Source organism: Amycolatopsis sp. NBC_00345 (assembly GCF_036116635.1).
In the GTDB taxonomy this organism is placed as follows: domain Bacteria; phylum Actinomycetota; class Actinomycetes; order Mycobacteriales; family Pseudonocardiaceae; genus Amycolatopsis.
In genome coordinates this window covers 9,077,571-9,097,201 of record NZ_CP107995.1, presented here as the reverse complement: position 1 = coordinate 9,097,201, position 19,631 = coordinate 9,077,571, and the positions used below count along the sequence as shown (strand labels likewise).

The 19,631-nt window shown below is 69.7% G+C and carries 23 protein-coding genes; 7 read left to right on the top strand and 16 right to left on the bottom strand.

Going from position 1 to position 19,631, the window contains the following annotated elements; genetic code table 11:
- Positions 1-8 precede the first annotated feature (8 nt).
- The 3 genes from OG943_RS41465 to OG943_RS41455 all read right to left on the bottom strand — a co-directional run bounded on the left by OG943_RS41465 (position 9) and on the right by OG943_RS41455 (position 2,861).
- On the bottom strand, positions 9-881 hold the full coding sequence (locus tag OG943_RS41465) for a hypothetical protein (protein WP_328606341.1): 873 nt from the start codon (positions 879-881) through the stop codon (positions 9-11).
- 249 nt (positions 882-1,130) lie between these two features.
- Positions 1,131-2,531 (bottom strand): S8 family peptidase, encoded by a 1,401-nt coding sequence (locus OG943_RS41460; protein WP_328606340.1) that lies wholly within the window; start codon positions 2,529-2,531, stop codon positions 1,131-1,133.
- A gap of 78 nt (positions 2,532-2,609) precedes the next feature.
- Positions 2,610-2,861 carry an SCO4848 family membrane protein gene (locus OG943_RS41455; protein WP_328606339.1) on the bottom strand — a complete coding sequence of 84 codons (252 nt, stop codon included), beginning with the start codon at positions 2,859-2,861 and terminating at the stop codon, positions 2,610-2,612.
- 42 nt (positions 2,862-2,903) lie between these two features.
- On the opposite strand from OG943_RS41455, the gene OG943_RS41450 reads away from it, so the two are divergent.
- Positions 2,904-4,166 carry a D-alanyl-D-alanine carboxypeptidase family protein gene (locus tag OG943_RS41450; RefSeq protein WP_328606338.1) on the top strand — a complete coding sequence of 421 codons (1,263 nt, stop codon included), beginning with the start codon at positions 2,904-2,906 and terminating at the stop codon, positions 4,164-4,166.
- Here the strand turns inward: OG943_RS41450 and yhjD are convergent.
- From yhjD to OG943_RS41430, 4 genes are all read right to left on the bottom strand, one after another.
- Positions 4,163-5,176 (bottom strand): inner membrane protein YhjD, encoded by a 1,014-nt coding sequence (gene yhjD, locus OG943_RS41445; protein ID WP_328606337.1) that lies wholly within the window; start codon positions 5,174-5,176, stop codon positions 4,163-4,165. The genes OG943_RS41450 and yhjD overlap by 4 nt on opposite strands.
- A gap of 55 nt (positions 5,177-5,231) precedes the next feature.
- On the bottom strand, positions 5,232-5,735 hold the full coding sequence (locus OG943_RS41440) for an AAA family ATPase (protein WP_328612299.1): 504 nt from the start codon (positions 5,733-5,735) through the stop codon (positions 5,232-5,234).
- Between the two features lie 11 nt (positions 5,736-5,746).
- On the bottom strand, positions 5,747-6,769 hold the full coding sequence (trpS, locus tag OG943_RS41435; RefSeq protein WP_328606336.1) for a tryptophan--tRNA ligase: 1,023 nt from the start codon (positions 6,767-6,769) through the stop codon (positions 5,747-5,749).
- Positions 6,770-7,099: 330 nt separating this feature from the next.
- A complete protein-coding gene (locus OG943_RS41430) occupies positions 7,100-7,408 on the bottom strand; it encodes a hypothetical protein (RefSeq protein WP_328606335.1) in 309 nt (102 codons plus the stop codon).
- 406 nt (positions 7,409-7,814) lie between these two features.
- Between OG943_RS41430 and OG943_RS41425 the strand changes: the two genes are divergently transcribed.
- Positions 7,815-8,660, top strand: a complete 846-nt coding sequence (locus OG943_RS41425; RefSeq protein ID WP_328606334.1) for a chitinase — start codon at positions 7,815-7,817, stop codon at positions 8,658-8,660.
- Positions 8,661-8,727: 67 nt separating this feature from the next.
- Here OG943_RS41425 and OG943_RS41420 read toward each other — a convergent pair whose 3' ends face one another.
- Entirely contained in the window at positions 8,728-9,537 is an 810-nt protein-coding gene (locus OG943_RS41420; RefSeq protein WP_328606333.1) for an exodeoxyribonuclease III, read from the bottom strand.
- A gap of 62 nt (positions 9,538-9,599) precedes the next feature.
- Here OG943_RS41420 and OG943_RS41410 point away from each other — a divergent pair, with 62 nt between their 5' ends.
- A complete protein-coding gene (locus OG943_RS41410; protein WP_442874642.1) occupies positions 9,600-10,883 on the top strand; it encodes an MBL fold metallo-hydrolase in 1,284 nt (427 codons plus the stop codon).
- 398 nt (positions 10,884-11,281) lie between these two features.
- Here OG943_RS41410 and OG943_RS41405 read toward each other — a convergent pair whose 3' ends face one another.
- Positions 11,282-11,581, bottom strand: a complete 300-nt coding sequence (locus OG943_RS41405; protein ID WP_328612297.1) for an SH3 domain-containing protein — start codon at positions 11,579-11,581, stop codon at positions 11,282-11,284.
- A gap of 199 nt (positions 11,582-11,780) precedes the next feature.
- On the bottom strand, positions 11,781-13,004 hold the full coding sequence (locus OG943_RS41400) for an NADP-dependent isocitrate dehydrogenase (RefSeq protein ID WP_328606332.1): 1,224 nt from the start codon (positions 13,002-13,004) through the stop codon (positions 11,781-11,783).
- 229 nt (positions 13,005-13,233) lie between these two features.
- Between OG943_RS41400 and OG943_RS41395 the strand changes: the two genes are divergently transcribed.
- From OG943_RS41395 to OG943_RS41385, 3 genes are read left to right on the top strand one after another with little or no spacing between them, the layout of a single operon-like run.
- On the top strand, positions 13,234-13,707 hold the full coding sequence (locus OG943_RS41395; RefSeq protein ID WP_328606331.1) for a hypothetical protein: 474 nt from the start codon (positions 13,234-13,236) through the stop codon (positions 13,705-13,707).
- A gap of 29 nt (positions 13,708-13,736) precedes the next feature.
- A complete protein-coding gene (locus OG943_RS41390) occupies positions 13,737-14,099 on the top strand; it encodes a DUF2203 domain-containing protein (RefSeq protein WP_328606330.1) in 363 nt (120 codons plus the stop codon).
- A 32-nt stretch (positions 14,100-14,131) separates the two neighbouring features.
- Complete coding sequence (locus tag OG943_RS41385) at positions 14,132-14,731, top strand: class I SAM-dependent methyltransferase (RefSeq protein ID WP_328606329.1); 600 nt, start codon at positions 14,132-14,134, stop codon at positions 14,729-14,731.
- Here OG943_RS41385 and OG943_RS41380 read toward each other — a convergent pair.
- On the bottom strand, positions 14,728-15,249 hold the full coding sequence (locus OG943_RS41380; RefSeq protein WP_328606328.1) for a hypothetical protein: 522 nt from the start codon (positions 15,247-15,249) through the stop codon (positions 14,728-14,730). The two genes, OG943_RS41385 and OG943_RS41380, sit on opposite strands and share 4 nt — an antisense overlap.
- 103 nt (positions 15,250-15,352) lie before the next feature.
- The gene (locus OG943_RS41375; RefSeq protein WP_328606327.1) at positions 15,353-15,766 is read right to left on the bottom strand and encodes a DUF2000 domain-containing protein; all 414 of its coding nucleotides are present in this window, start codon (positions 15,764-15,766) and stop codon (positions 15,353-15,355) included.
- Between the two features lie 50 nt (positions 15,767-15,816).
- Between OG943_RS41375 and OG943_RS41370 the strand changes: the two genes are divergently transcribed.
- Entirely contained in the window at positions 15,817-16,587 is a 771-nt protein-coding gene (locus OG943_RS41370; protein WP_328606326.1) for an AraC family transcriptional regulator, read from the top strand.
- A 7-nt stretch (positions 16,588-16,594) separates the two neighbouring features.
- Here OG943_RS41370 and OG943_RS41365 read toward each other — a convergent pair whose 3' ends face one another.
- Genes OG943_RS41365 through OG943_RS41350 form a run of 4 tightly spaced genes read right to left on the bottom strand, consistent with a single transcriptional unit; the run spans position 16,595 to position 19,619 of the window.
- Positions 16,595-17,176, bottom strand: coding sequence for an HhH-GPD-type base excision DNA repair protein (locus tag OG943_RS41365; protein ID WP_328606325.1), 582 nt, complete (start codon positions 17,174-17,176; stop codon positions 16,595-16,597).
- Positions 17,177-17,180: 4 nt separating this feature from the next.
- The gene (locus OG943_RS41360) at positions 17,181-17,756 is read right to left on the bottom strand and encodes a hypothetical protein (RefSeq protein WP_328606324.1); all 576 of its coding nucleotides are present in this window, start codon (positions 17,754-17,756) and stop codon (positions 17,181-17,183) included.
- Positions 17,738-18,391, bottom strand: a complete 654-nt coding sequence (locus OG943_RS41355) for a spermidine synthase (RefSeq protein WP_328606323.1) — start codon at positions 18,389-18,391, stop codon at positions 17,738-17,740. The genes OG943_RS41360 and OG943_RS41355 overlap by 19 nt, the downstream gene beginning before the upstream one ends.
- A gap of 19 nt (positions 18,392-18,410) precedes the next feature.
- A complete protein-coding gene (locus tag OG943_RS41350) occupies positions 18,411-19,619 on the bottom strand; it encodes an MFS transporter (RefSeq protein WP_328606322.1) in 1,209 nt (402 codons plus the stop codon).
- Positions 19,620-19,631 lie beyond the last annotated feature (12 nt).

The window sequence follows — 19,631 nt, the reverse complement described above, 5'->3', positions numbered from 1 at the left end:
TCAGGGCATCACGCGACCTGTTGTCTCAGGGAAACTGCTGGACGGGGGCGGGCGCTCGCAGCGCGAAGTGCGCCTGCAAGTTCAGCCAGCACACCAGCGGGATCCCGCTCAAGCCTCGACGGCAACGTCTGTACCACGGTCACACCAGCCGCGGCGTAGCGCGAGTTCCGCTTGAGAGTCCGTGCGTAGCCCGATCGCTCGAAATGGAACTCGAACGAATCAATTTCCCAGGCGAGCGCGACATCGTCCCACCAAGCATCGGGACAGCCCACATACCGACCGCCAGGCAGCCAAATCGGCACGTTCCAATGACTCGGCGGCATCTCTAGTTCCGAGACCAGCGCCTTCGCCCTGACTTCGGCCATCGACCGCACTGTAACGAGGCCGGCCAGCACACGCCGTGCTATCGCTGTACCGCGCTGCGTGCCGTGATCCAGCTCATAACCGATATCCCCAGGCGGGCATCGCCCCTGTTGAAGCGCCTCTACGAGCAGCCGTTCAACCGGCTCGATGCTCCGCAGCCTGCGAGCGGCGTCGGTGGTGGCGCGAACCAGTGGTGCCAGCCGAAATCCCTCACGCAGCTGTAATGGCGGTATTCGGATTGTTCTCTCGACGGTGACGAACTCCGCGCTTTTGATTTTGTGCTGATGTGGGACCAGCACATGCAGCTGGCTCACGTCAGGCAATGCGCCTGTCCGGAGGCCGTGCCGACGACACGCTTCTGCACCAGTCAGCAGCGCGTCCGGACCTGCGTAAGTCAAAGCAGCCGTGACTTTTTCGTCCTGGCTCGGTGTTCCGTTATGTAGCAGAACGACGCCCGGTAGCAGCCGCTGCCACGTCTGCCCGGGCAGGCATTTTCGGTAGATTGTCTTGCTGCTCATCCCCAGTCTTTTGAGCGTGGCCGCCGTGATGACGCCGCGCCTACTATGGCCCCATAACGTTTGAGGCCGATCGGCCCAGCTCCCGATTTTGATCATGAATACAGCATGCCCTGGACAAGCAACGGCACTGACCCATCACGACGTTTGTCCACAGCCACCGCCGTATGTGCACAACTCCTGAAGGCCCTGAAGGCCACCATGAGGGCGCATAGGTCCCTCATGGTGGCCTTCAGGGCCGGCCAGGAACGGTCACCGGACCGCGTCCAGGGCGTTTACCAGGCCGTGCCCGTAGTACGAGTTGTCCCGGGCCGAGCCCGAGCATTCCGCCACATCGCAAGCCACCGGATCCGCCTCGCCCTCCAACAACGCCGTCAAGATCCGAGGCGAGGCGAACGGATGGCGCGAAGCCAGCAAAGCCGCCACACCGGCCGTGTGCGGGGAAGCCATCGAGGTGCCGCACTTGGTGCCGTAACCGCCGTCGAAGATCGTCGACAGGGGGCAGCCCTCGCCCGAGCCCGTGGGCGGGAGCTGCGAGAAGTCGCCGCCCGGGGCGGTGACCGTGACGGCGCCGAAGTTCGAGAACGACGACTTCGTCCCCAGGTAGCCGACCGACGAGACCGTGACGACGCCGTCGATCGCCTTCGGGAGGATGCCGCATGAAGAGTCGACCGGGTGCGGGCGGTTGGGGTCCGTCGTCTGCTTCGTGACGTCGAAGCCGCTGTTGCCCGCCGCCGCCACGTTCAGCACGCCGCGGTGGGTCGAGTACACGACAGCGCGCCGGACCGCCTCGTACGCGGCCGAATCACCCGGCTCGCGCGAGCAGTAGAACATGCCCGGGTCGATGTAGTAGCTGTTGTTCGTCACGCGGAAACCGTGCTGCGCGGCCCAGACGAAGCCGCACACGGCGGCCTCCGGGAAGATGTAACCGCCGTCGTTCACCACCTTCACCGACGCCAGCCGCACGCCCGGGGCGATGCCCGTGAAGCCGCGCGCCGGGTCCTTGCCCGCGATGGTGCCGGCGACGTGCGTGCCGTGGTCGGAGTTCGTCGGGGCCCACGACGCCGGGGTGCGGTCCGGCGCGCCCGTCACGCAGCCCGCCGACGAACGCGCGTCCACGGCCTTCGCCAGCGCCGGGTGCTTGGCGTCGATGCCCGAGTCCAGCACGCCGACGGTGACCGACCGCGAGCCCTGGTCCACCTTGTTCGCCTCGGGCGCGTGGATCGCGCGCATGTCCCACTGCTGGGCCGAAAGGTCGTCGTCACCGGCCACGCGCTGCGTCGCCTCCAGCGTCCGGACGGCCGACCGCGCCGAGACCCCCGCGGCCTGCGAGGCCACGTCCTTCCCACCCGAATAAGCCCGGTTGACGCCGATCCGCTGCGCGAAGTCCGCATTGCGCGAACTCGCGACGGCGACGCCGATCTCCGGGTAGTACGCCACCTTCGTCCCGCACTTGGCTCGAAGCTCCGTGTCGACCACGAACTGCGGCGAGCCCGGCTGGTACAGCACCACGTAGCTGAACGGCGTGCTCGTGGTGTCACAGGCGGCGGCCGGAGCAGCGGCCGGGGTGGCAGCCGAGGCCGGCGCGGCCAGCCCACCGGCGACGACGGACACCAGCGCCGCGGGCACGAGCAATCGACGTAAACGGGACATTCCCACCTCCGGGGTTGGTGGCGAGAACGTTAGGCAGCGCGTGCGCCGCCCGCCACCGACCAAAGGACCGTCACCGGATCAGGTGTTGGAGGTGGCCCGTTCCTTCGCCGTCGCGCGGACCGCGCGCCAGCCCAGCACGCCGATGATCGTGCCGAGCACGAACGAAACCACCGTCAGCACCGCGTGCACGATGAAGTACGCGGTGGGCGAACCGTCCGCTGACCAGGACTGATCGCTGGCCCACAGGTTCTTCGCGAACGTGATCCAGATGATCCAGGACCACACGCCGAAGGCCAGCAGGAACAACGCGGTACCTCGAGTGATGCGCATGTCCTGAGTATGCAACCGGGCCCGCCGGGCTAGATTGCGTGGGTGTTCAGCTCTTCCCCCCGGTCACTCCGGCTCCTCGTCGCGTCGCTTGCCGTCGGCGTCCTGTCCGTCGCCGCACCACCGATAGCGGGCGCCGCCCCGCAGTCCGGTGCGGCCCCGCAGGCGCTCGCGCAGTCGCCGTCGTGCGCTGCCGGCGCAGCGCCGCCGGCACCGGTGGACACGTCCGAGAAGCCGGCTCCCGGCCAGACCGTGCCGCCCCCGCTGCCGGTGCCGGCCCAGCCCGTCGGCGGCCCGCTCCTCGGCAGCTGCGACACGATCCTCCCGCCCGGCGCGCCGCCGCTGCCCGCCGGCGACACCGCCGCGTCGTGGGTGGTGCAGGACCTCGACACCGGTAACGTCATCGCCGCCAAGAACCCGCACGCGCGCGAGCGGCCCGCGTCGCTGATCAAGACGCTGCTGGCGCTGGTGGTCGTCACCGAGCTGAAGCCGGACAAGATCGTGGTGCCGACCGAGGAGGACGCCAAGCAGGAGTGCACCTGCGTCGGCATCTCCGCGGGCGCTCCGTATACCGTCGACCAGCTACTGCACGGGCTGCTGATGCATTCGGGCAACGACGTCGCGCACGCGTTCGCGACCGCGCTCGGCGGCGTGGACGTGGCCGTCGGGAAGATGAACCGGCTGGCCGCGCGCATCGGCGCCACCGACACCCGCGCGGCCACGCCGTCGGGCCTCGACGGGCCGGGCATGTCGACGTCATCCTACGACCTGAGCCTGATCTTCCACTACGCGATGAAGCAGCAGGCGTTCGCGCAGGCCGTCGCGACGAAGGCGTACACGATCCCGGCGACCGGCGGGAAGCCGCCGATCCCGGTCTTCAACGACAACAAGCTGCTCGGCGTCTACCCCGGCTTCCTCGGCGGCAAGACGGGCTTCACCGACGACGCCCGGCACACCTACGTCGGCGCCGCCGAGCGCGACGGGCACCGCCTGGCCGTGGTGATGATGCGGGCCGAGCAGCGGCCCACCCTCGTCGTCGCCCAGGCAGGCAAGCTGCTCGACTACAGCTTCGCGCTGGAGGACAAGCACGCGGCCCCGGTCGGGCGGATCGCGTACGAGGCCCTCGTCGCCACCGCCCCGCCCGGCGCGCCGCCGGTCAACGTCGCACCCGCCGCGGCGAAGTCGGCCGCCCCGGTGAAGCCGGACCCGTTCGGCACCACGGGCTGGATCCTCACGCTGGTGGTGGCCGTGATCATCGTGGCCGGGTTCAGCCTCCGCCACCGGCTCCGCAAGCAGCGGAGTTCTTAGGGCCGGCGCCGTCCCAGCCAGCCGAGCAGCGCACCGGCGCTGAAGGCGCCCGCCGCCGCGCCCAGGCCCAGTCCACGTTGGACAGTCACCTGCGGCTCCAGCCGCACCGGCGGCGGAGGCAGCACGACGCGGCGCTGGTTCTCGCGCGCCGTCGCCGTCCACGCGGTGACGAACAGCAGGAAGCGCGAGACGAGGTTCGCGAAGACCAGCAGCCCGATCACCGGCCCGAACAGCGCGGCCGACGGTGACTTCGTCACGCTGACCAGGTAGTACGTCGCCACCTGTTGCAGGATCACGAATCCCACGGCGGCGAAGATCGCACCCTTCACGGCGCTGCGCAGCGCGACGCGTTCACGCGGCAGCCGCGCGATGACCCACAGGAACACCAGCGTGTTCGCGACCAGGCCCAGCACGATCGTCGCGGCCGTCAGCAGGAATTTGGCCCAGGCCTGGTCTTCCAGGCCGACCAGTTCCAGCAGCAGCTTGCCGATGCCGCTGCCTGCGGCCGTGAGCGCGAACGAAACAACAAGCGCGAGAGCGAGCCCGAGCAGCGACAGCAGGTCCTTGAGCGTCGTGGTGACCAACGGCTGTTGCTTCTTCTCCTGGCCCCACTGGGCAGTCAGCGCGTCGCGCAGGTTCGCCATCCAGCCGATGCCGGAGTACAGGGCGATCAGCAGGCCGAAGATCCCGATGCCGCTGCCGGACTTGATCGCCGCATCGGTGATCTGACCGACCAGGCCGCGCAGGCCCTCGGGGACGGAACTGTTGATTCCGTCGTTGATCTGCTTGATCACCGCTTGGTCGCCGCCGACGGCGATGCCGACGACCGCGAAGGCGACCATCAGGATCGGGATCACCGACAGCACACTGAAATAGGTGATCGCGGCGGCGTAGTGATTGCCGTAGTTCTCGCTGAAAGAGTCATTGGCGCGGATCAGGTGATCCAGCCACTGGTACTTCCGCCGCAGCCGGGGCAGCAGCTTTTCCTTCTCGCCGGTCTCTTTCGCCACCGGTTGACGCTAACTACGCGGGTGTCACCCCGCAACGCGAGCGGGTGCGAGTGGGTCAGTCGAGACAGGACAGGAACGCACGGTAGGCGTCGTCCACCCGTCCGGCGGACACCTGCACCACGTCTGCGCAAGAACGGGCTTCGAGGAGTGACGCGAGCCGGTCGTAGAGCGCGGCGACTTCGGCGGGCGCGGTGTCGGCGTGCTCGGGCCTCGGCGGCCGCTCCGCGAACCGGCGGAGGATCTCGTCCTTGGTGTCCCACAGGACGATTTCGTGGAAGGCCGCGCCGGTTTCCTGCGCCAGCACTTCCAGCCGGTCCAGGAATTCCACTCGCCCGAGCAGCTGCGGGACGACGACGTCGTGTCCCGCCTCGAGATGCGCGCGGGCCGCGGCAACCGCCAGCTCACGCGCGGCGAGGCCGGCGCCGGACGGGTCCTCCCGCCAACCGCCGATCAGCGCGCGCACCTTGTCGATGTCGAGGGCCAGCGCCGGCCGATGCTCGTCGGCATAACGGCCCGCCAGCGTCGACTTGCCGACGGCGGGCGGGCCGTTGAGGACGATCAGCCGCGGGCTCAGCGTGCCGCCGGGAGGAAGCCGATGCGCTCGTACACCGTCGCGAGGGTGGCGGCCGCGACCTCACGGGCGCGCTGCGCACCGGCGGCCAGGACCTTGTCCAACTCGGCCACGTCGTCCAAATAGGACTGAACGCGCTCCTGCAGCGGAGTCACCCACTCCACCAGGACGTCGGCGAGGTCCTTCTTGAGGTCGCCGTAGCCCTTGCCGTCGTACGCCGCCTCGAGATCGGCGATCGTGCGGTCGGTGAGGGCGGAGTAGATGGTGAGCAGGTTCGAGACGCCGGCCTTGTTCTCGGCGTCGAAGCGGACCTCGCGGCCGGTGTCCGTGACGGCGGAGCGGATCTTCTTCGCCGAGCGCTTCGGGTCGTCGAGCAGCTCGACCAGTCCGTTGGCCGTGGACGCGGACTTGCTCATCTTCGCCGTCGGGTCCTGCAGGTCGAAGATCTTCGCGGTGTCCTTGACGATGTGCGGGTCCGGCACGGTGAACGTCTTGCCGAGCCGGTTGTTGAAGCGCTGCGCGAGGTTGCGCGTGAGTTCGAGGTGCTGCCGCTGGTCCTCGCCGACGGGCACGGCGTTCGCCTGGTAGAGCAGGATGTCCGCGGCCTGCAGGATCGGGTACGTGAACAGCCCGACGCTGGCGCGGTCAGTGCCCTGTTTGGCGGACTTGTCCTTGAACTGCGTCATCCGGCCGGCCTCACCGAAGCCGGTCTGGCACTCCAGCACCCAGCTCAACTGTGCGTGTTCGGCCACGTGGCTCTGCACGAAAAGCGCACTCCGGCCCGGGTCGACGCCGATGGCCAGCAGCTGGGCCGCCGACCGCCGCGTCCGCTCGAGCAGCACCTTCGGATCCTGCTCGACGGTGATCGCATGCAGGTCGACGACGCAGTAGAACGTCTCGTGCGTCTCCTGCAGCCGCACCCACTGGCGCAGCGCACCGAGGTAGTTGCCGAGGTGGAACGAGTCGGCAGTGGGCTGGATCCCGGAAAGCACCCGCAGGCGCCCGTTCTGTTCGTCGGACACGCGTGGATTCTTTCAGGCCCCGCCGCGACGGGTCACACGGAGGTCTCCCCCGGGTGTCCTCCGCTCACTCGACGCAGCAGTGGTTCACGGACAGCTACCGCGGTTTCGGCCGGAGGTATGGGAAACGGCCAGGTCAGGCTGGTTTTTTCCGCCACGACGGCCTTTCGGCGGCCGTCGGAGCCGGCTTCTGCCCGGGGAGCACCGTGCCTGCCCGAACGACAATGAAACGGCTCAGCCCGGCCTCAGCGCTGGACCTGCTGGAGCGATCCCGAAGCGGCTCAGCGCGTGCCGCCCCGCCCAGGAGAGCGCGAAACGGCGCTCTGAACGGCGTCAGGGCTGGCGGAGCGGGGTAAGCGGGCGGGTCGGGTCCTCGCTGTCCACGCGGGGCTCCGCGACCGGTGCGGGCGCGGCGGCCGCGCGGGCCTTACGGCGCTGGCGCAGGACGCCGAGCATCATGCCGACGATGCCGAGGGCCACGGCGACCAGGCCGACCGGCCCGAGCATGCCGAAACCCGCGGAGGTGGTCTCCGCGCGGGCGACCCCGTCGTCGGCGAAGGCGACGCTGCTGCCTGCGAGGAGCAGTGCCGCCGGGAAAGCGACCAGCGTCGCCGTCCGGGCCGAGCGCAGGGTGTACCGCATCAGGAGATGACCTGGGTAACGCACCGGAGTGCCTCCCGCGAAGTGACTGTGCCTGGCGAGAACGCTCACCCGTAAGGATGAGCTACTGGTGAGAAAACTACCGAGCGTGTCAAGACCCGACGGTTTTGATCAACTCGGGCGCCGAGACTAGCGCCCATCCGTGGCTGTCGAATGACCACCCCCAGCGTCTCGGTGTTGTTCGTGGTCAGCGCTCCGTGACTAATCGGTCACCGGATGGCGGACCGTCGGCTGAACGCACGAAGGACGCCGGCGCCGTCCGGACCAACGCCGTTGCCGCCTCCCAGCCGCCGGGAACCCGAAGAATATTCACCCACATGGCGGCATCGGACTCACTCTCCGCAAATTTCTCACCAAGTCCACTGGTCTTATCGCGGCTTTCTTACCGATGTCCGGTTTCCGCCCCTGTTCAGCTGACGCTTATTGGTCTATACCTCTGTGGTGTAGACCACTTCAGGGGGCCCGACCAAGGGAGCTGACGATGTCTCTACGAAGGATTCTGACGGCCGTCGGAATTACGGCGGCCGCGTTCGTCGCCACCGCGGCGGCGGTCATCCCGGCCTCGACGGCCACCGCGGCACCCACCAGAAGCGCCACCGCCTCGTCGCCGGACGCCAGTTTTGTCGTCAGCGAGGACCAGTTCAACCAGATGTTCCCGGGCCGGAACGCCTTCTACACCTACAGTGGACTGACGGCCGCGCTCGACGCGTACCCCGGTTTCGCCAACACCGGCAGTGACACGGTGAAGAAGCAGGAGGCGGCGGCGTTCCTCGCGAATGTCAGCCACGAGACCGGCGGCCTCGTCTACATCGTCGAGCAGAACACCTCGAACTACCCGCATTACTGCGACACGAGCCAGTCCTACGGCTGCCCGGCGGGCACGGCCGCGTACTACGGCCGCGGCCCGATCCAGCTGAGCTGGAACTTCAACTACAAGGCCGCCGGCGACGCGCTCGGGATCGACCTGCTGAACAATCCTTACCTGGTCGAGCAGGACGCGGCCGTCGCGTGGAAGACCGGGCTCTGGTACTGGAACACCCAGACCGGCCCCGGCACCATGACCCCGCACGACGCGATGGTCAACCAGCGCGGCTTCGGCGAGACGATCCGCAGCATCAACGGCTCCATCGAGTGCAACGGCGGCAACCCCAGCCAGGTGCAGAGCCGGATCGACGCTTACCAGAAGATCACGGGCATCCTGGGCGTCGACCCGGGTGGCAACCTGAGCTGCTAGTCAGCATTTGAGTGAAAGGTCCCCTCGGCGCCTGCCGAGGGGACCTTTCGCTTGTGCGGCAAGGAAATCAGCGAGTGAACGGGTAGTCGTAAACGGCGGTGAGGGGCGCGTGGTCGGACCAGCGCTGGTCGTAACTCGCGGCGCGCTCGACGACCACGGAGGTGACCTTCTCGGCCAGGCCCGGGGTGGCGAGCTGGCAGTCGATGCGCCAGCCCGAGTCGTTGTCGAAGGCCTGGCCGCGGTAGGACCACCACGTGTACGGGCCAGGCCCCGCCGGGTCGAGGCGCCGCTGGACATCGGTGTAGCCCGCCTCCTCGTAGACGCGGCCGAGCCACTCGCGCTCCTCGGGGAGGAAGCCGGAGGACTTCTGGTTGCCACGCCAGTTTTTGAGGTCGACGGTGTCGTAGGCGATGTTCCAGTCGCCCACCACCACGACCTCACGCCCGGCGGCGGCGGACTTCGCGCGCAGCTCGACGAGGTAGGGCAGGAAGGCCGCCATGAAACGTTCCTTTTCGTCCTGCCGCTCGGTTCCGACGTCACCACTCGGCAGATACAGGCTCGCGACGACAACGCCGGGCAGGTGCATCTCGAGGTAACGCCCACTGTCCTCGAACTCGGCCTCGCCAAAGCCGACGCGCACCTCTTCAGGCTCAACGCGGCTGTACAGCGCGACGCCGCTACGCCCCTTCGCTGAGGAGGGCGCGTGCACAGCGAACCACCCCTCGGGCGACACAACGGACGCCGGCAACTGCGCAGCCTCAGCCCGCACCTCCTGACAGGCGACGACATCGGCCTTCGTGGTGGCAAGCCACTCGACGAAGCCCTTCTTCACGGCGGCCCGAAGGCCGTTGACATTCACGGTCGAGACGGTCAGCACGTCGCGAACGCTACCTCGCGGGTCCGACAATCCGCGGCGAGACCTTCTGCGAGACTGCGCCCATGACCCAGCTCACCGTCCTGGGCAGCTGCGGCGCCTGGCCAGAACCGGGCCGCGCCTGTGCCGGGTTCTTGTTGTCCCACAACGGTTTCCACGTGGTCCTGGACCTCGGCTACGGCACTGTGAGCCGACTGCTGGCCCACACCGCCGCCCGGGACGTCGGCGCCGTGGTGATCACCCACGAACACCCCGACCACATGGCCGACCTGAGTGCCCTCGGCCGCGCGTGGCACTACACGGTGCAGGCTGCGCCCTCCCTGACGGATCCGGACGCGCGCGCGTCGCGTGGCCACGACGCCGAGGGCCTGCCGCCGTTGCCGCGGCTGCTGTTGCCCCGGCTGCCGTTGCCCCGGCTGCCGCTGTTCTGCACACCCGGCACACTGCGACGCCTCGAGGCCACAGAACCACGCCCCCACCCCACGACGATCTTCGACGTGCGGGACCTGAGTTCGGGGCGCGCGCATGCCTTCGCTGGGGAACTCAGCTCTGAGCGGCCGCCCGGCTCTGGACCGGAGCACGGTGCAGCCTGGCCACCCAGCCCGGAACCAGACCACGGTGCAACACCGGAGCCAGACTCAGGGCCGCAGCCCAGCCCAGGACAGGAACACAGCTCAGCACGAGAACTCGGCTCACAGCGCCAGCCCCGCGCGGGGTCCACACCCGGTTCAGCGCGGCAGCCCAGCCTGGAACCAGAACACGGTGCAACACCGCCACCCAACCCGGAACCAGACCACGGTGCAGCCCGGCAACCCAGCCAGGGACCAGACCACGGTGCAACGCCGGAGCCCGACTCAGGGCCACAGCCCAGCCCAGGACAGGAACACAGCTCAGCACGAGAACTCAGCTCACAGCGGCAACCCAGCCCGGGGTCAGCGCACCGCGCAGCGCGGGAACTCGGTTCGGAATGGGACGTCGGGCCGTTCCGGCTCACCTCCGTTCTGTTGCCCCACTACGTGCCGAACCACGGCGTGCGGCTGAGCGCGCCGGGGCTGAACGTCGTCTATTCGGGTGACTGCGGGCCGTCGCGGCTTCTCGTCGAGTTGGCTCGGGGCGCGGACCTGCTGATCTGCGACGCGACCCTCCAGGGCGAGCCGCCCACGGACGAGCCGCGACAGTTGATGACGGCGGCCGAAGCCGGGCGGACAGCGGCCGAAGCGAAGGTGGGCACACTTCTCCTCACACATTTCTGGCCCGGGACGGACCGGGCGGTGTCGGTGGCCGAGGCACGCGCGGAATTCCCCGGCGACGTGCTCGTGGCGGACGAGGGACTGACCCTCACTCTGTGATGCCCCAGGTCTACCACCCGGCACCGACAAAACCCGGAAGCCCGAGAAGCCCTGCGGCACGAGAGAGGACGGACGAGGCGCAAAAGACCTGACCGGGCGCCAAAACCGTCGGCGCGGGGAGGACCGCTCAGACAATCGGCGGCGGTCAGCACCGAGACAACTACTCGGCCAACCCATCAGCGCCGAGCCAACAAGCGCGGCCCAAACCGCAGGCGCCTAGCCCAACGGCGTGGCTCAAACCCACCAGCGCCAAACAACCGCGCGGATCAAACCGTCAACTGCGAGCCAACAGCGCGGCTCAGGCCGTCAGCGCCGAGCGGCTCAACTCGCCACCGCCGGAAACCGACCAGCGTCAGTACCAGAAGCCAGCCACCGTCAACGCCGGAAACCAGCCACCGTCAGCACTTCGAACCAGCCAGCGGCTTCACGAAGTCGCCGGCCACCCACTTGTCCTCCGCGACCTTGCGGAAACCGTTCTGCACCACCGGCAGCGCGTCGAACTGGGCTCCGTTGAGGTATTTGCCGACGACCTTGCCGTTGCCGTCCGGGGTCTCGCGGGCGTTCAGGACGTCGGCGGTCACCGCGACCTTGCACCCGGTCGTGGAGCCCTGGGCGTCGGCCTGGCCCTTCTGGTTCAGCACGTAGATGATCACCACAGCGGCGACCGCGGCGAGGATGATCAGCGTTTTCTTCGACAAGCCCAGCATGCCGGCCGCTCCTCTGTCGCGAAAAGTGTGCTGGACCAGGGTAGACACTGAGTGGGTCCGGCGGACAGGCCTCGGACCCCAGACCACCCGGAGGCGCCAACCGCGTCACCACATCATCACTCTGCGTAAAAACGACAAGGGCACCTCGGAAGACTCCTCCGAGGTGCCCTTGCGGAAAAAGCGCCGAAGATCAGCCCTGCGCGATCTTCTTGGCCAGGTTCTCGTCCAGCGTCGCGAGGAACTCCTCGGTGGTCTGGAACGGCTGGTCCTTGCCGATCAGCATCGCGAGGTCCTTGGTCATCTTGCCGCCTTCGACGGTGTCGATGACAACCTGCTCCAGCTTGTTCGCGAAGCCGACCAGCTCCGAGTTGGAGTCCAGCTTGCCGCGGTGCTCGAGGCCCCGGGTCCACGCGTAGATCGACGCGATCGGGTTGGTCGAGGTCGGCTTGCCCTGCTGGTGCTGGCGGTAGTGCCGGGTCACCGTGCCGTGCGCGGCCTCGGCCTCCACGGTCTTGCCGTCCGGCGTGCGGAGCACCGACGTCATCAGCCCGAGCGAGCCGAAGCCCTGCGCGACCGTGTCCGACTGGACGTCACCGTCGTAGTTCTTGGTGGCCCAGACGTAGCCGCCCTCCCACTTGAGCGCCGCGGCGACCATGTCGTCGATCAGCCGGTGCTCGTAGGTGAGGCCCTTGGCGTCGAAGTCGGCCTTGTACTCGGCTTCGAAGATCTCCTGGAACACGTCCTTGAACATGCCGTCGTAGGCCTTGAGGATCGTGTTCTTGGTGGAGAGGTACACCGGGTAGCCGCGGTCGAGGCCGTACTGCAGCGACGCGCGCGCGAAGTCCTCGATCGACTGGCGGTAGTTGTACATACCCATGGCGACGCCGCCGCCCTCGGGGTACTTCGCGACCTCGAACTCCATCGGCGCGGAGCCGTCGTCGGGCACGTAGGTCATGGTGAGTGTGCCCGGGCCCGGGACCTTGAAGTCGGTGGCCTTGTACTGGTCGCCGTGGGCGTGGCGGCCGATGATGATCGGCTTGGTCCAGCCCGGCACCAGCCGCGGGACGTTCGACATGATGATCGGCTCGCGGAAGACCACGCCGCCGAGGATGTTGCGGATGGTCCCGTTCGGGCTCCGCCACATCTTCTTCAGGCCGAACTCCTCGACGCGGGCCTCGTCCGGGGTGATCGTCGCGCACTTGACGCCGACGCCGTGCAGCTTGATGGCGTTGGCCGCGTCGACCGTGATCTGGTCGTCGGTGCGGTCCCGCTCCTCGATGCCCAGGTCGTAATAGTCCAGGTTGACGTCCAGGTACGGGTGGATCAGCTTGTCCTTGATGAACTGCCAGATGATGCGGGTCATCTCGTCGCCGTCAAGCTCGACGACGGTGCCCTGGACCTTGATCTTGGCCATGAGCAGCGGTGCTCCTTCCGCGGATCTTCGCGATACTTCTTCGACTCGTCGTAGCGGTACAAGCGTACTGCTTGACGGAGCTGGATGGTTCCAGAAGTGGTAGGCGTCAAGTCTCCAACAAGCGCCGATGGCGCCGATCACCGGGTTTACCCCGCGTTCAGCGGATCGCGGAACCGGCCGGACTCGGCGATCATCCCCTCGGGCACTCAGTCACCCGGGAGGTCACGCCATGTCGTACTCCGAGCCGTACACCGCCTACCAGCCGGCCGTCGCGGAACCACACAGCCGGGCCGTGCCGCGCTTGGTCAGCGGCGTCCTCGGCCTGGTCCTGACGCCCGTCGCGCTCGGGCTGCTGAGCTACGGCGGCTTCCGCGAGCAGCAGAACGAGCTGGCCATGGTCGTCACGCACCGCGACGCGCCGGCCATCGCGATGCTGGCCGGCGGCGCGATCCTGCTGCTGGTCGTGGCCGCGCTCGGCGCGTGGTCGTCGACCGGGCCGCTGCTCGGCGGGCTGGTGTGGGGCGTGCTGCCCGGCGTCGTGGGGCTGGCGATGCCGGAATGGGACCTCGACCTGCTGCGCGCGCTACCCTTCGACCTGATGGCGGGCGCGAGTGTCTGGCTGTTCTCCGGCGGCCTGATCGCGGCCGGGTTCCTGCTGGTGGGCACGGGACTGACGGCGACACTGGTGCGGCGCCGCCGATGACCGCCCGTCCCGGTGGGAACATTTCGCGCATGGGACTGTTCACCGTGCCGGAGGCTCGCGCCGAACTCGCCCGGCTGCGCCCCGTGCTCGACGAGCTGGTGCGGGTGCGCGCCGACGCCGCGGAGCTGGCCGCGTCGCTGCGGCCGGGCGGGCGGGACACCGACCTCGGCGGGCTGCCCGAGTGGAAGGCCGCGCAGGCCCGGCTCGACGACCTGATGACGACGGTCCAGCGCACCGGCGCGGAGCTGAAGGGCTTCGCGCCGCTGCTGGTGGACTTCCCCGCGGAGCTCGACGGCGTCGACGTGCTGCTGTGCTGGCTCGAGGGCGACCACGAGCTGTCCTGGTACCACCGCACCGATCTCGGCTTCGCCGGTCGCCGGCCGTTGGGCTGAAAATCGCTGGTCAGCGCCACTAAAGTGAGCCGGTGAGTGAATTCTTCGACGCGCTGGCCCCCGGTTACGACGACAACGCCTTCCACCCGCTGGTGGCCGAGGCACTGATCAACGGGCTCACCCCCGAACCGTCCCTGCTGGTCGACGTGGCGACCGGGACGGGCGCCGCGGCCTTCGCGGCGCTGCGCCTTTCACCCGGCTCGGTGCTCGCGGTGGACATCTCGCCGGCGATGATCAAGCTGGCCGCCGCGAAGGTCCCTTCGCTGGACCCGGACGGCCGGATCTCGTGGCAGGTCGGCCCCGGCGTGCCGCTACCGCTGGAAGACGGCTCGGCCGACGCCGTCGTCTGCGCGTCCGCCCTGCACTTCCTGGGCCCCGCGGCGCTGGCCGACTGGCGGCGCGTGCTGCGGCCGGGCGGGCAGGCGGCGTTCAGCGTGCCGTCGGTCCACCGGTTCCAGAACTCGGACGCATTCGCGGACGTGGTGGCGGCCGACCTGCAGATGCCGGGAGACCTGGCCGAAGCCGCGGCGCTGGCCACGGCGGCGGGCTTCCGTGAAGCGACCGCCGACACCGTGACCAGCACCGCGGGCGACCGGACTCGCTCGGTCTTCGTGGTGCACGCGGTGGTTTAGCGGTGGAAGTGCACCTCGCCGTGGGTGGCGGGGGCGTCGGCCGCGCCGCAGCGCTGATCGAAGACGGCGTCGAAGTCCGTGATGGCGCCACCGCCGTCCCGCACCAGGCGGCTGACGGTGAAGTCGGCGTACACATCGCTGCAGCCCACCGCACCAGCCCGAGTGCCGCGGACGACGTAGAACCCCGGGGTATCAAGCTGCTCGGCGGTCTGGTCACGGTACCGCGCGCCGGTGTACGTGCCTTCGTGCAGCTGCTCTCCCGCAGGAGCACTGAGTTCGACACGCGCCGAGTCCCAGCCGTCAGCCGTCTGGGCGTCGACCTTGACCGCGCCCGAGTACTCCCAGACGTCGACCTCGTCGGCGGGCGCGGCCCACTTCGCGTCACCGCTCAGCGGCGAGGCACCCGGCTCGGACGTGTACCCGAAGCTGGACACGGGCTCGGCGTTCGCGGCCGTCGTGGTCATTCCCGCGACCGCGGCGGCCACCGCGACGACCGTCAGGACATGGCTCGGCTTCATCTGTTTTCCCTCCCCTGGACAGTGCTGCGTACGCGGCACTGTCGGTGATCTTTGCAGCGCGGCGGGTCACCAGGAAGGCGCCGTTCGGCGCAAACCGTCGTCCTCAGCGATGCAGTTCCGCACCCTTCAGGATCTTGTCCACCGCGTTTTTCGGGCCGTGGACGGCAAGCCCGGCCAGTGCGAGCTTCTCGCGCGGGACGGCGCGGACGGCGGCCCGGTTGTCGGCGTCGTTGCCCGTGTGGAAGAGGTCCTCGGTGAAGATCGGGATGCGGAAGCCGCGGTCAAGGGCCCGGCGGTGGGCCGTCGCGAGGGTGTCGGCGGAGCCGGAGAAGACGAGCACGGGCTGGCCGAACATCGGCAGGTACTCGGTGCCGTCGGCGTCGGCGTAGGGCTCGCCGATGAGCTCGGGCGTCACGTGGGCGATCCCGCTGACCAGGAACGCGGTGACGTTGAGCCGTTGCCACGAGGCGAGGTCGTCCCGCAGCAGCACGGCGATCTTCGTGTCGAATCGGATCATGGCGGCCAGCGTCGCCCAACCGGAACGCGCGGGTCTTGTACGTTCTGAACATGACCGTCTCGGCGTGGCGCCCGCAGGTGCCGGGCATCGCCGAGGTGTTCCACGCCCGCTTCGTCGACCACGCCTACCCCGTGCACACGCACGACACCTGGACGCTGCTGATCGTCGACGACGGCGCCATCCGCTACGACCTCGACCGCCATCACCACGGCGCGCTCGGCACCGCCGTCACGCTGCTGCCCCCGAACGTCGCCCACGACGGCCGCGCGGCCACCAGCCACGGCTTCCGCAAACGCGTGCTCTACCTCGACGCCGGCGTGCTCGGCGACGACCTGATCGGCGCCGCCGTCGACCGGCCGAGCCTCGCGGACGGGCTGCTGCGCACCCGCGTCCACCAGTTGCACGAGACGCTCGCGAACCCCGAGCCGCTCGAGGCGGAGAGCCGCCTGGTGCTCGTCTCCGAACGCCTGCGCGCGCACCTCGGCGCCCCGGCACCGACCGGTGTGACCACCAAGGGCCTGGCCGAAGACCTGCGCGACCTGCTCGACGATCGCCTGCCCGGCGCGCTGACCCTCGCCGAAGCCGCCGACGCCCTCGGCGCGCACCCGGTGCACCTCGTGCGGTCCTTCGGACGCCGGTTCGGGCTGCCGCCGCACCGGTACGTCACGGGCCGCCGCGTCGACCGCGCCCGGCGGCTGCTGCTGGACGGCACCCCGCCCGCGGACGTCGCGGCCGCCGCCGGCTTCACCGACCAGGCCCACCTGACGCGGCACTTCAAGCGCTACCTGGGCACGACGCCCGGCCGGTTCGCCCGACGCTGAAACCCGGCTAACCCGCCTTGGCCGCGGCCTTCGCGGCCTTCTTGAACGCGCGGACCTCCGCCAGGGTCTTGGGGTTGACGACGTCGGCGATCGAGCGACGCGAGCCGCGGTCGCCGTACGCGCCGGCGGCGGCGCGCCAGCCCTTCGGCTGCACGCCGTACTGCTTTCCCAGCAGGGCAAGGAAGATCTTGGCCTTCTGCTCGCCGTAACCGGGCAGGGCCTTGAGCCGCTTGAGCACCTCGGGCCCGTCCGGCTTGGGCCGGCCGGACGTCCAGATCGCCTCGGCGTCGCCGTCGTAGTTCTCCATGATGAACTGGCACAGGGCCTGCACGCGGCGCCCCATCGAGCCGCCGTAACGGTGGATCGCGGGCGGCGTGACGCACAGCTCGACGAACTGCTCGGGATCCGCCTCGGCGATCTTCCGCACGTCGAACCCGTCCATCCGGTCCGCGATCTTGCGCGGCCCGATGAACGCGACCTCCATGGCGATCTGCTGGTCCAGCAGCATCCCGACGAGCAGCGCCACCGGGTCCTCACTCAGCAGCTTGTCGGCCTCGGCCTCGCCGCTCAGGTGCACTTCACGCGTCATGGGCTCATTTTGGCAGGTCGCGGAGCCAGACGCGCAACGCGCCGAGCGGCTCGGCACCGCCAGCGAGCGCGGCGGACAGGGCGGCGCCGTGCTCGTAGCCCACCACCGGCAGCCCCGGGAAAGCCGCCGAGACCGCGGCAACGGCACCGCGCCAGTCATCGCCCGTGAAGTTCGAAAGGCCGGCCGCCGACGAGCCACAATGGGCGACCGCGGACGAGCCCGGCCCGGTCAAGAACACGAACGACGGATCCGGCGACGGCGAGGCCGTCCACCCCGAAATCGCGGCGGGCACGGGGAAGTGCAGCCACGAAGCCTCGAACAGCAGCGTGAAACCCGGCAGGTCCAGGCTCGCGAAGCTGTCCTTCACCGAGCAGCCCGCCGACGCGTCCACGAGCGGCAGCACGTCCGCCGCCGTGGCGGACGGGGTCAGCGTCACCGCGTCCGGATAGAACTCCGGAGTTCGCGAGGGCGCCGTCCACGCACGCGGGCCGAAGACGCCCGTGACGCCGTGGACCCGGCAGTACGCGTCGCACCAGCCCGCGTTCTCCTCGACGGCCGCGGTCAGGAGCGGGCGAACCACAGCACGTCCGGCTCTCCCCGGGGCACCGGGACGTCGACGGTCCGCACGTCGCCGAACCGGGCGCGCAGCCGGTCCGTGAACGCCGGCGCCGCGCCCGCGCTCCACACGGCCAGCACGCCGCCGGGGCGGAGCAGCCGCGCCAGACCGTCCACTCCGGACTCCGCGTACAGCTCGGCGTTGCCTTCGGTGACTGTCCACTCCGGACCGTTGTCGATGTCCAGGCACAGCGCGTCGAACCGCTCCCCCGCCGACCACGCGGAACGCAGCCACGCCACCAGATCAGCCTCGACGACGCGCACGCGCGGGTCCGCGAGCGCGTCGCCGTGCACCGGACGCAACGGGCCGCCCCGGTTCCACTCGATCACCGCGGCCTCGCGCTCCACCACGACGACGGAGCCGACGTTCGGGTGGTCCAGCGCGGCCCGCAGCGAGAACCCGACGCCGAGGCCGCCGATCAGGATCGTCGCGCCGGGCGCCAGCCGGCCGGCCGCGCCGGTGACGAGCAGCCGCTCCGACTCCCCGTTACGCGTGTCCATCAGGAAAACGCCATTGGCGATCACCTCGAACGCCGACCCGTCACGCCGCAGCACCAGCTCACCGCCGCGGCCGGTCACCACATCCAGCACCTCAGCCACGCCGGGCAGCCTCTCACAATCACCCGGCGGTCGAATCGGCCGGCAGCCGCTCCTCACGCACGACCGGACGGGCCCGCGCGCCCCAGAAGAACAGCATCACGGCAAACGCCACAGCGGTCAGCACCGCGGCGATCTCCGGCAGCACCTTCGGGCCCGCGGACGTCAGCACCGCGCCGCCGACCACGCCGGACAGCCCGACACCGAGGTAGATCGCCGACGCGTTGAGCGACAGCGCCAGGCCCGCGTGGCCGGGCGAAAGCTCGATGAGCCGGTGCTGCACCGGCGGGCTGAACGCCCACGTGCCCACGCCCCAGAAGAACAGCGTCACGCCCGCGCCCACCACCGTGGTGGTGGTCAGCGGCAGCAGCGCCAACACCAGGGTGATCCCGGCCAGCACCACGAGGATCGGCACCCGCGCGCCCCACCGGTCGGCCACCCGGCCGCCGACGTAGTTGCCGACCGCGCCGCCGATGCCGTAGCAGAACAGCAGGACCGTGACGGTCGCACCGGTGACCCCGGCCGTCGCGGCCAGCAGCTGCGACACCAGCGTGTAGACCATGAACGCGGCGAGGCACGCGAGCACGGTGGTCACCAGCAGCGCGACCACGCGCTTGTCCCGCGCGACCGCGAACCGCTCGGCCAGCCGCACGGCCGGCGGCGGCGCGACCTTCGGCAGCACGAGCCGGATGCCGACCGCGCCGGCCAGTGACAGCACGCCGACGAGCAGGAACGCGGCCTCGTAGTCGAGCTGCTGCGAGATCAGGCTGCCAAGCGGCACCCCGAAGATGAGCGCGACGGTCAGCCCGCCGAACACCGTCGCGACCGCGCGGCCGCGGCGTTCCGGCGTGGACAGCTCCGCGGCGACCGCGGTGGCGCCGGGGGTGAAGACGGCGGCGCCGACCGCGGTGACGACCCGCGCGATCATCAGCGTGGTGTAACCCGGCGCGACGGCGGCGAACAGGTTGCCGAGGCCGGTGACGACGAGCGCGGCGACCAGCAGTGACCGGCGCTCCCAGCGCCCGGTGGCCGCGGCGAACAGCGGCGAGCCGATGGCGTACGCGATGGCGAAGGACGTGACGAGCTGCGCGGCGGCCGTCGCGGAGACGTGCAGCTCCGCGGTCAGCGACGGCAGCAGCCCGGCGACGATGTAGCCGCTGGTGCCGACGCCGAAGGCGCCGAACGCCAGCACAGCGTTCCGTGACGTGCCCGAGGACGGGACGGTGGACATGGACGTGCCCCC

Excerpts from the sequence above, each read along its gene's own strand:
- OG943_RS41390 (WP_328606330.1), top strand. The coding sequence starts at position 13,737 with ATGGGACTGTTCACCGTGCCGGAGGCTCGCGCCGAACTCGCCCGGCTG.
- OG943_RS41375 (WP_328606327.1), bottom strand. The coding sequence starts at position 15,766 with ATGATCCGATTCGACACGAAGATCGCCGTGCTGCTGCGGGACGACCTC.
- OG943_RS41400 (WP_328606332.1), bottom strand. The coding sequence starts at position 13,004 with ATGGCCAAGATCAAGGTCCAGGGCACCGTCGTCGAGCTTGACGGCGAC.
- OG943_RS41430 (WP_328606335.1), bottom strand. The coding sequence starts at position 7,408 with ATGCGGTACACCCTGCGCTCGGCCCGGACGGCGACGCTGGTCGCTTTC.
- OG943_RS41410 (WP_442874642.1), top strand. The coding sequence starts at position 9,600 with ATGACCCAGCTCACCGTCCTGGGCAGCTGCGGCGCCTGGCCAGAACCG.
- OG943_RS41425 (WP_328606334.1), top strand. The coding sequence starts at position 7,815 with ATGTCCGGTTTCCGCCCCTGTTCAGCTGACGCTTATTGGTCTATACCT.
- OG943_RS41460 (WP_328606340.1), bottom strand. The coding sequence starts at position 2,531 with ATGTCCCGTTTACGTCGATTGCTCGTGCCCGCGGCGCTGGTGTCCGTC.
- OG943_RS41380 (WP_328606328.1), bottom strand. The coding sequence starts at position 15,249 with ATGAAGCCGAGCCATGTCCTGACGGTCGTCGCGGTGGCCGCCGCGGTC.
- OG943_RS41455 (WP_328606339.1), bottom strand. The coding sequence starts at position 2,861 with ATGCGCATCACTCGAGGTACCGCGTTGTTCCTGCTGGCCTTCGGCGTG.
- OG943_RS41350 (WP_328606322.1), bottom strand. The coding sequence starts at position 19,619 with ATGTCCACCGTCCCGTCCTCGGGCACGTCACGGAACGCTGTGCTGGCG.
- OG943_RS41370 (WP_328606326.1), top strand. The coding sequence starts at position 15,817 with ATGACCGTCTCGGCGTGGCGCCCGCAGGTGCCGGGCATCGCCGAGGTG.
- OG943_RS41395 (WP_328606331.1), top strand. The coding sequence starts at position 13,234 with ATGTCGTACTCCGAGCCGTACACCGCCTACCAGCCGGCCGTCGCGGAA.
- OG943_RS41365 (WP_328606325.1), bottom strand. The coding sequence starts at position 17,176 with ATGACGCGTGAAGTGCACCTGAGCGGCGAGGCCGAGGCCGACAAGCTG.
- OG943_RS41465 (WP_328606341.1), bottom strand. The coding sequence starts at position 881 with ATGAGCAGCAAGACAATCTACCGAAAATGCCTGCCCGGGCAGACGTGG.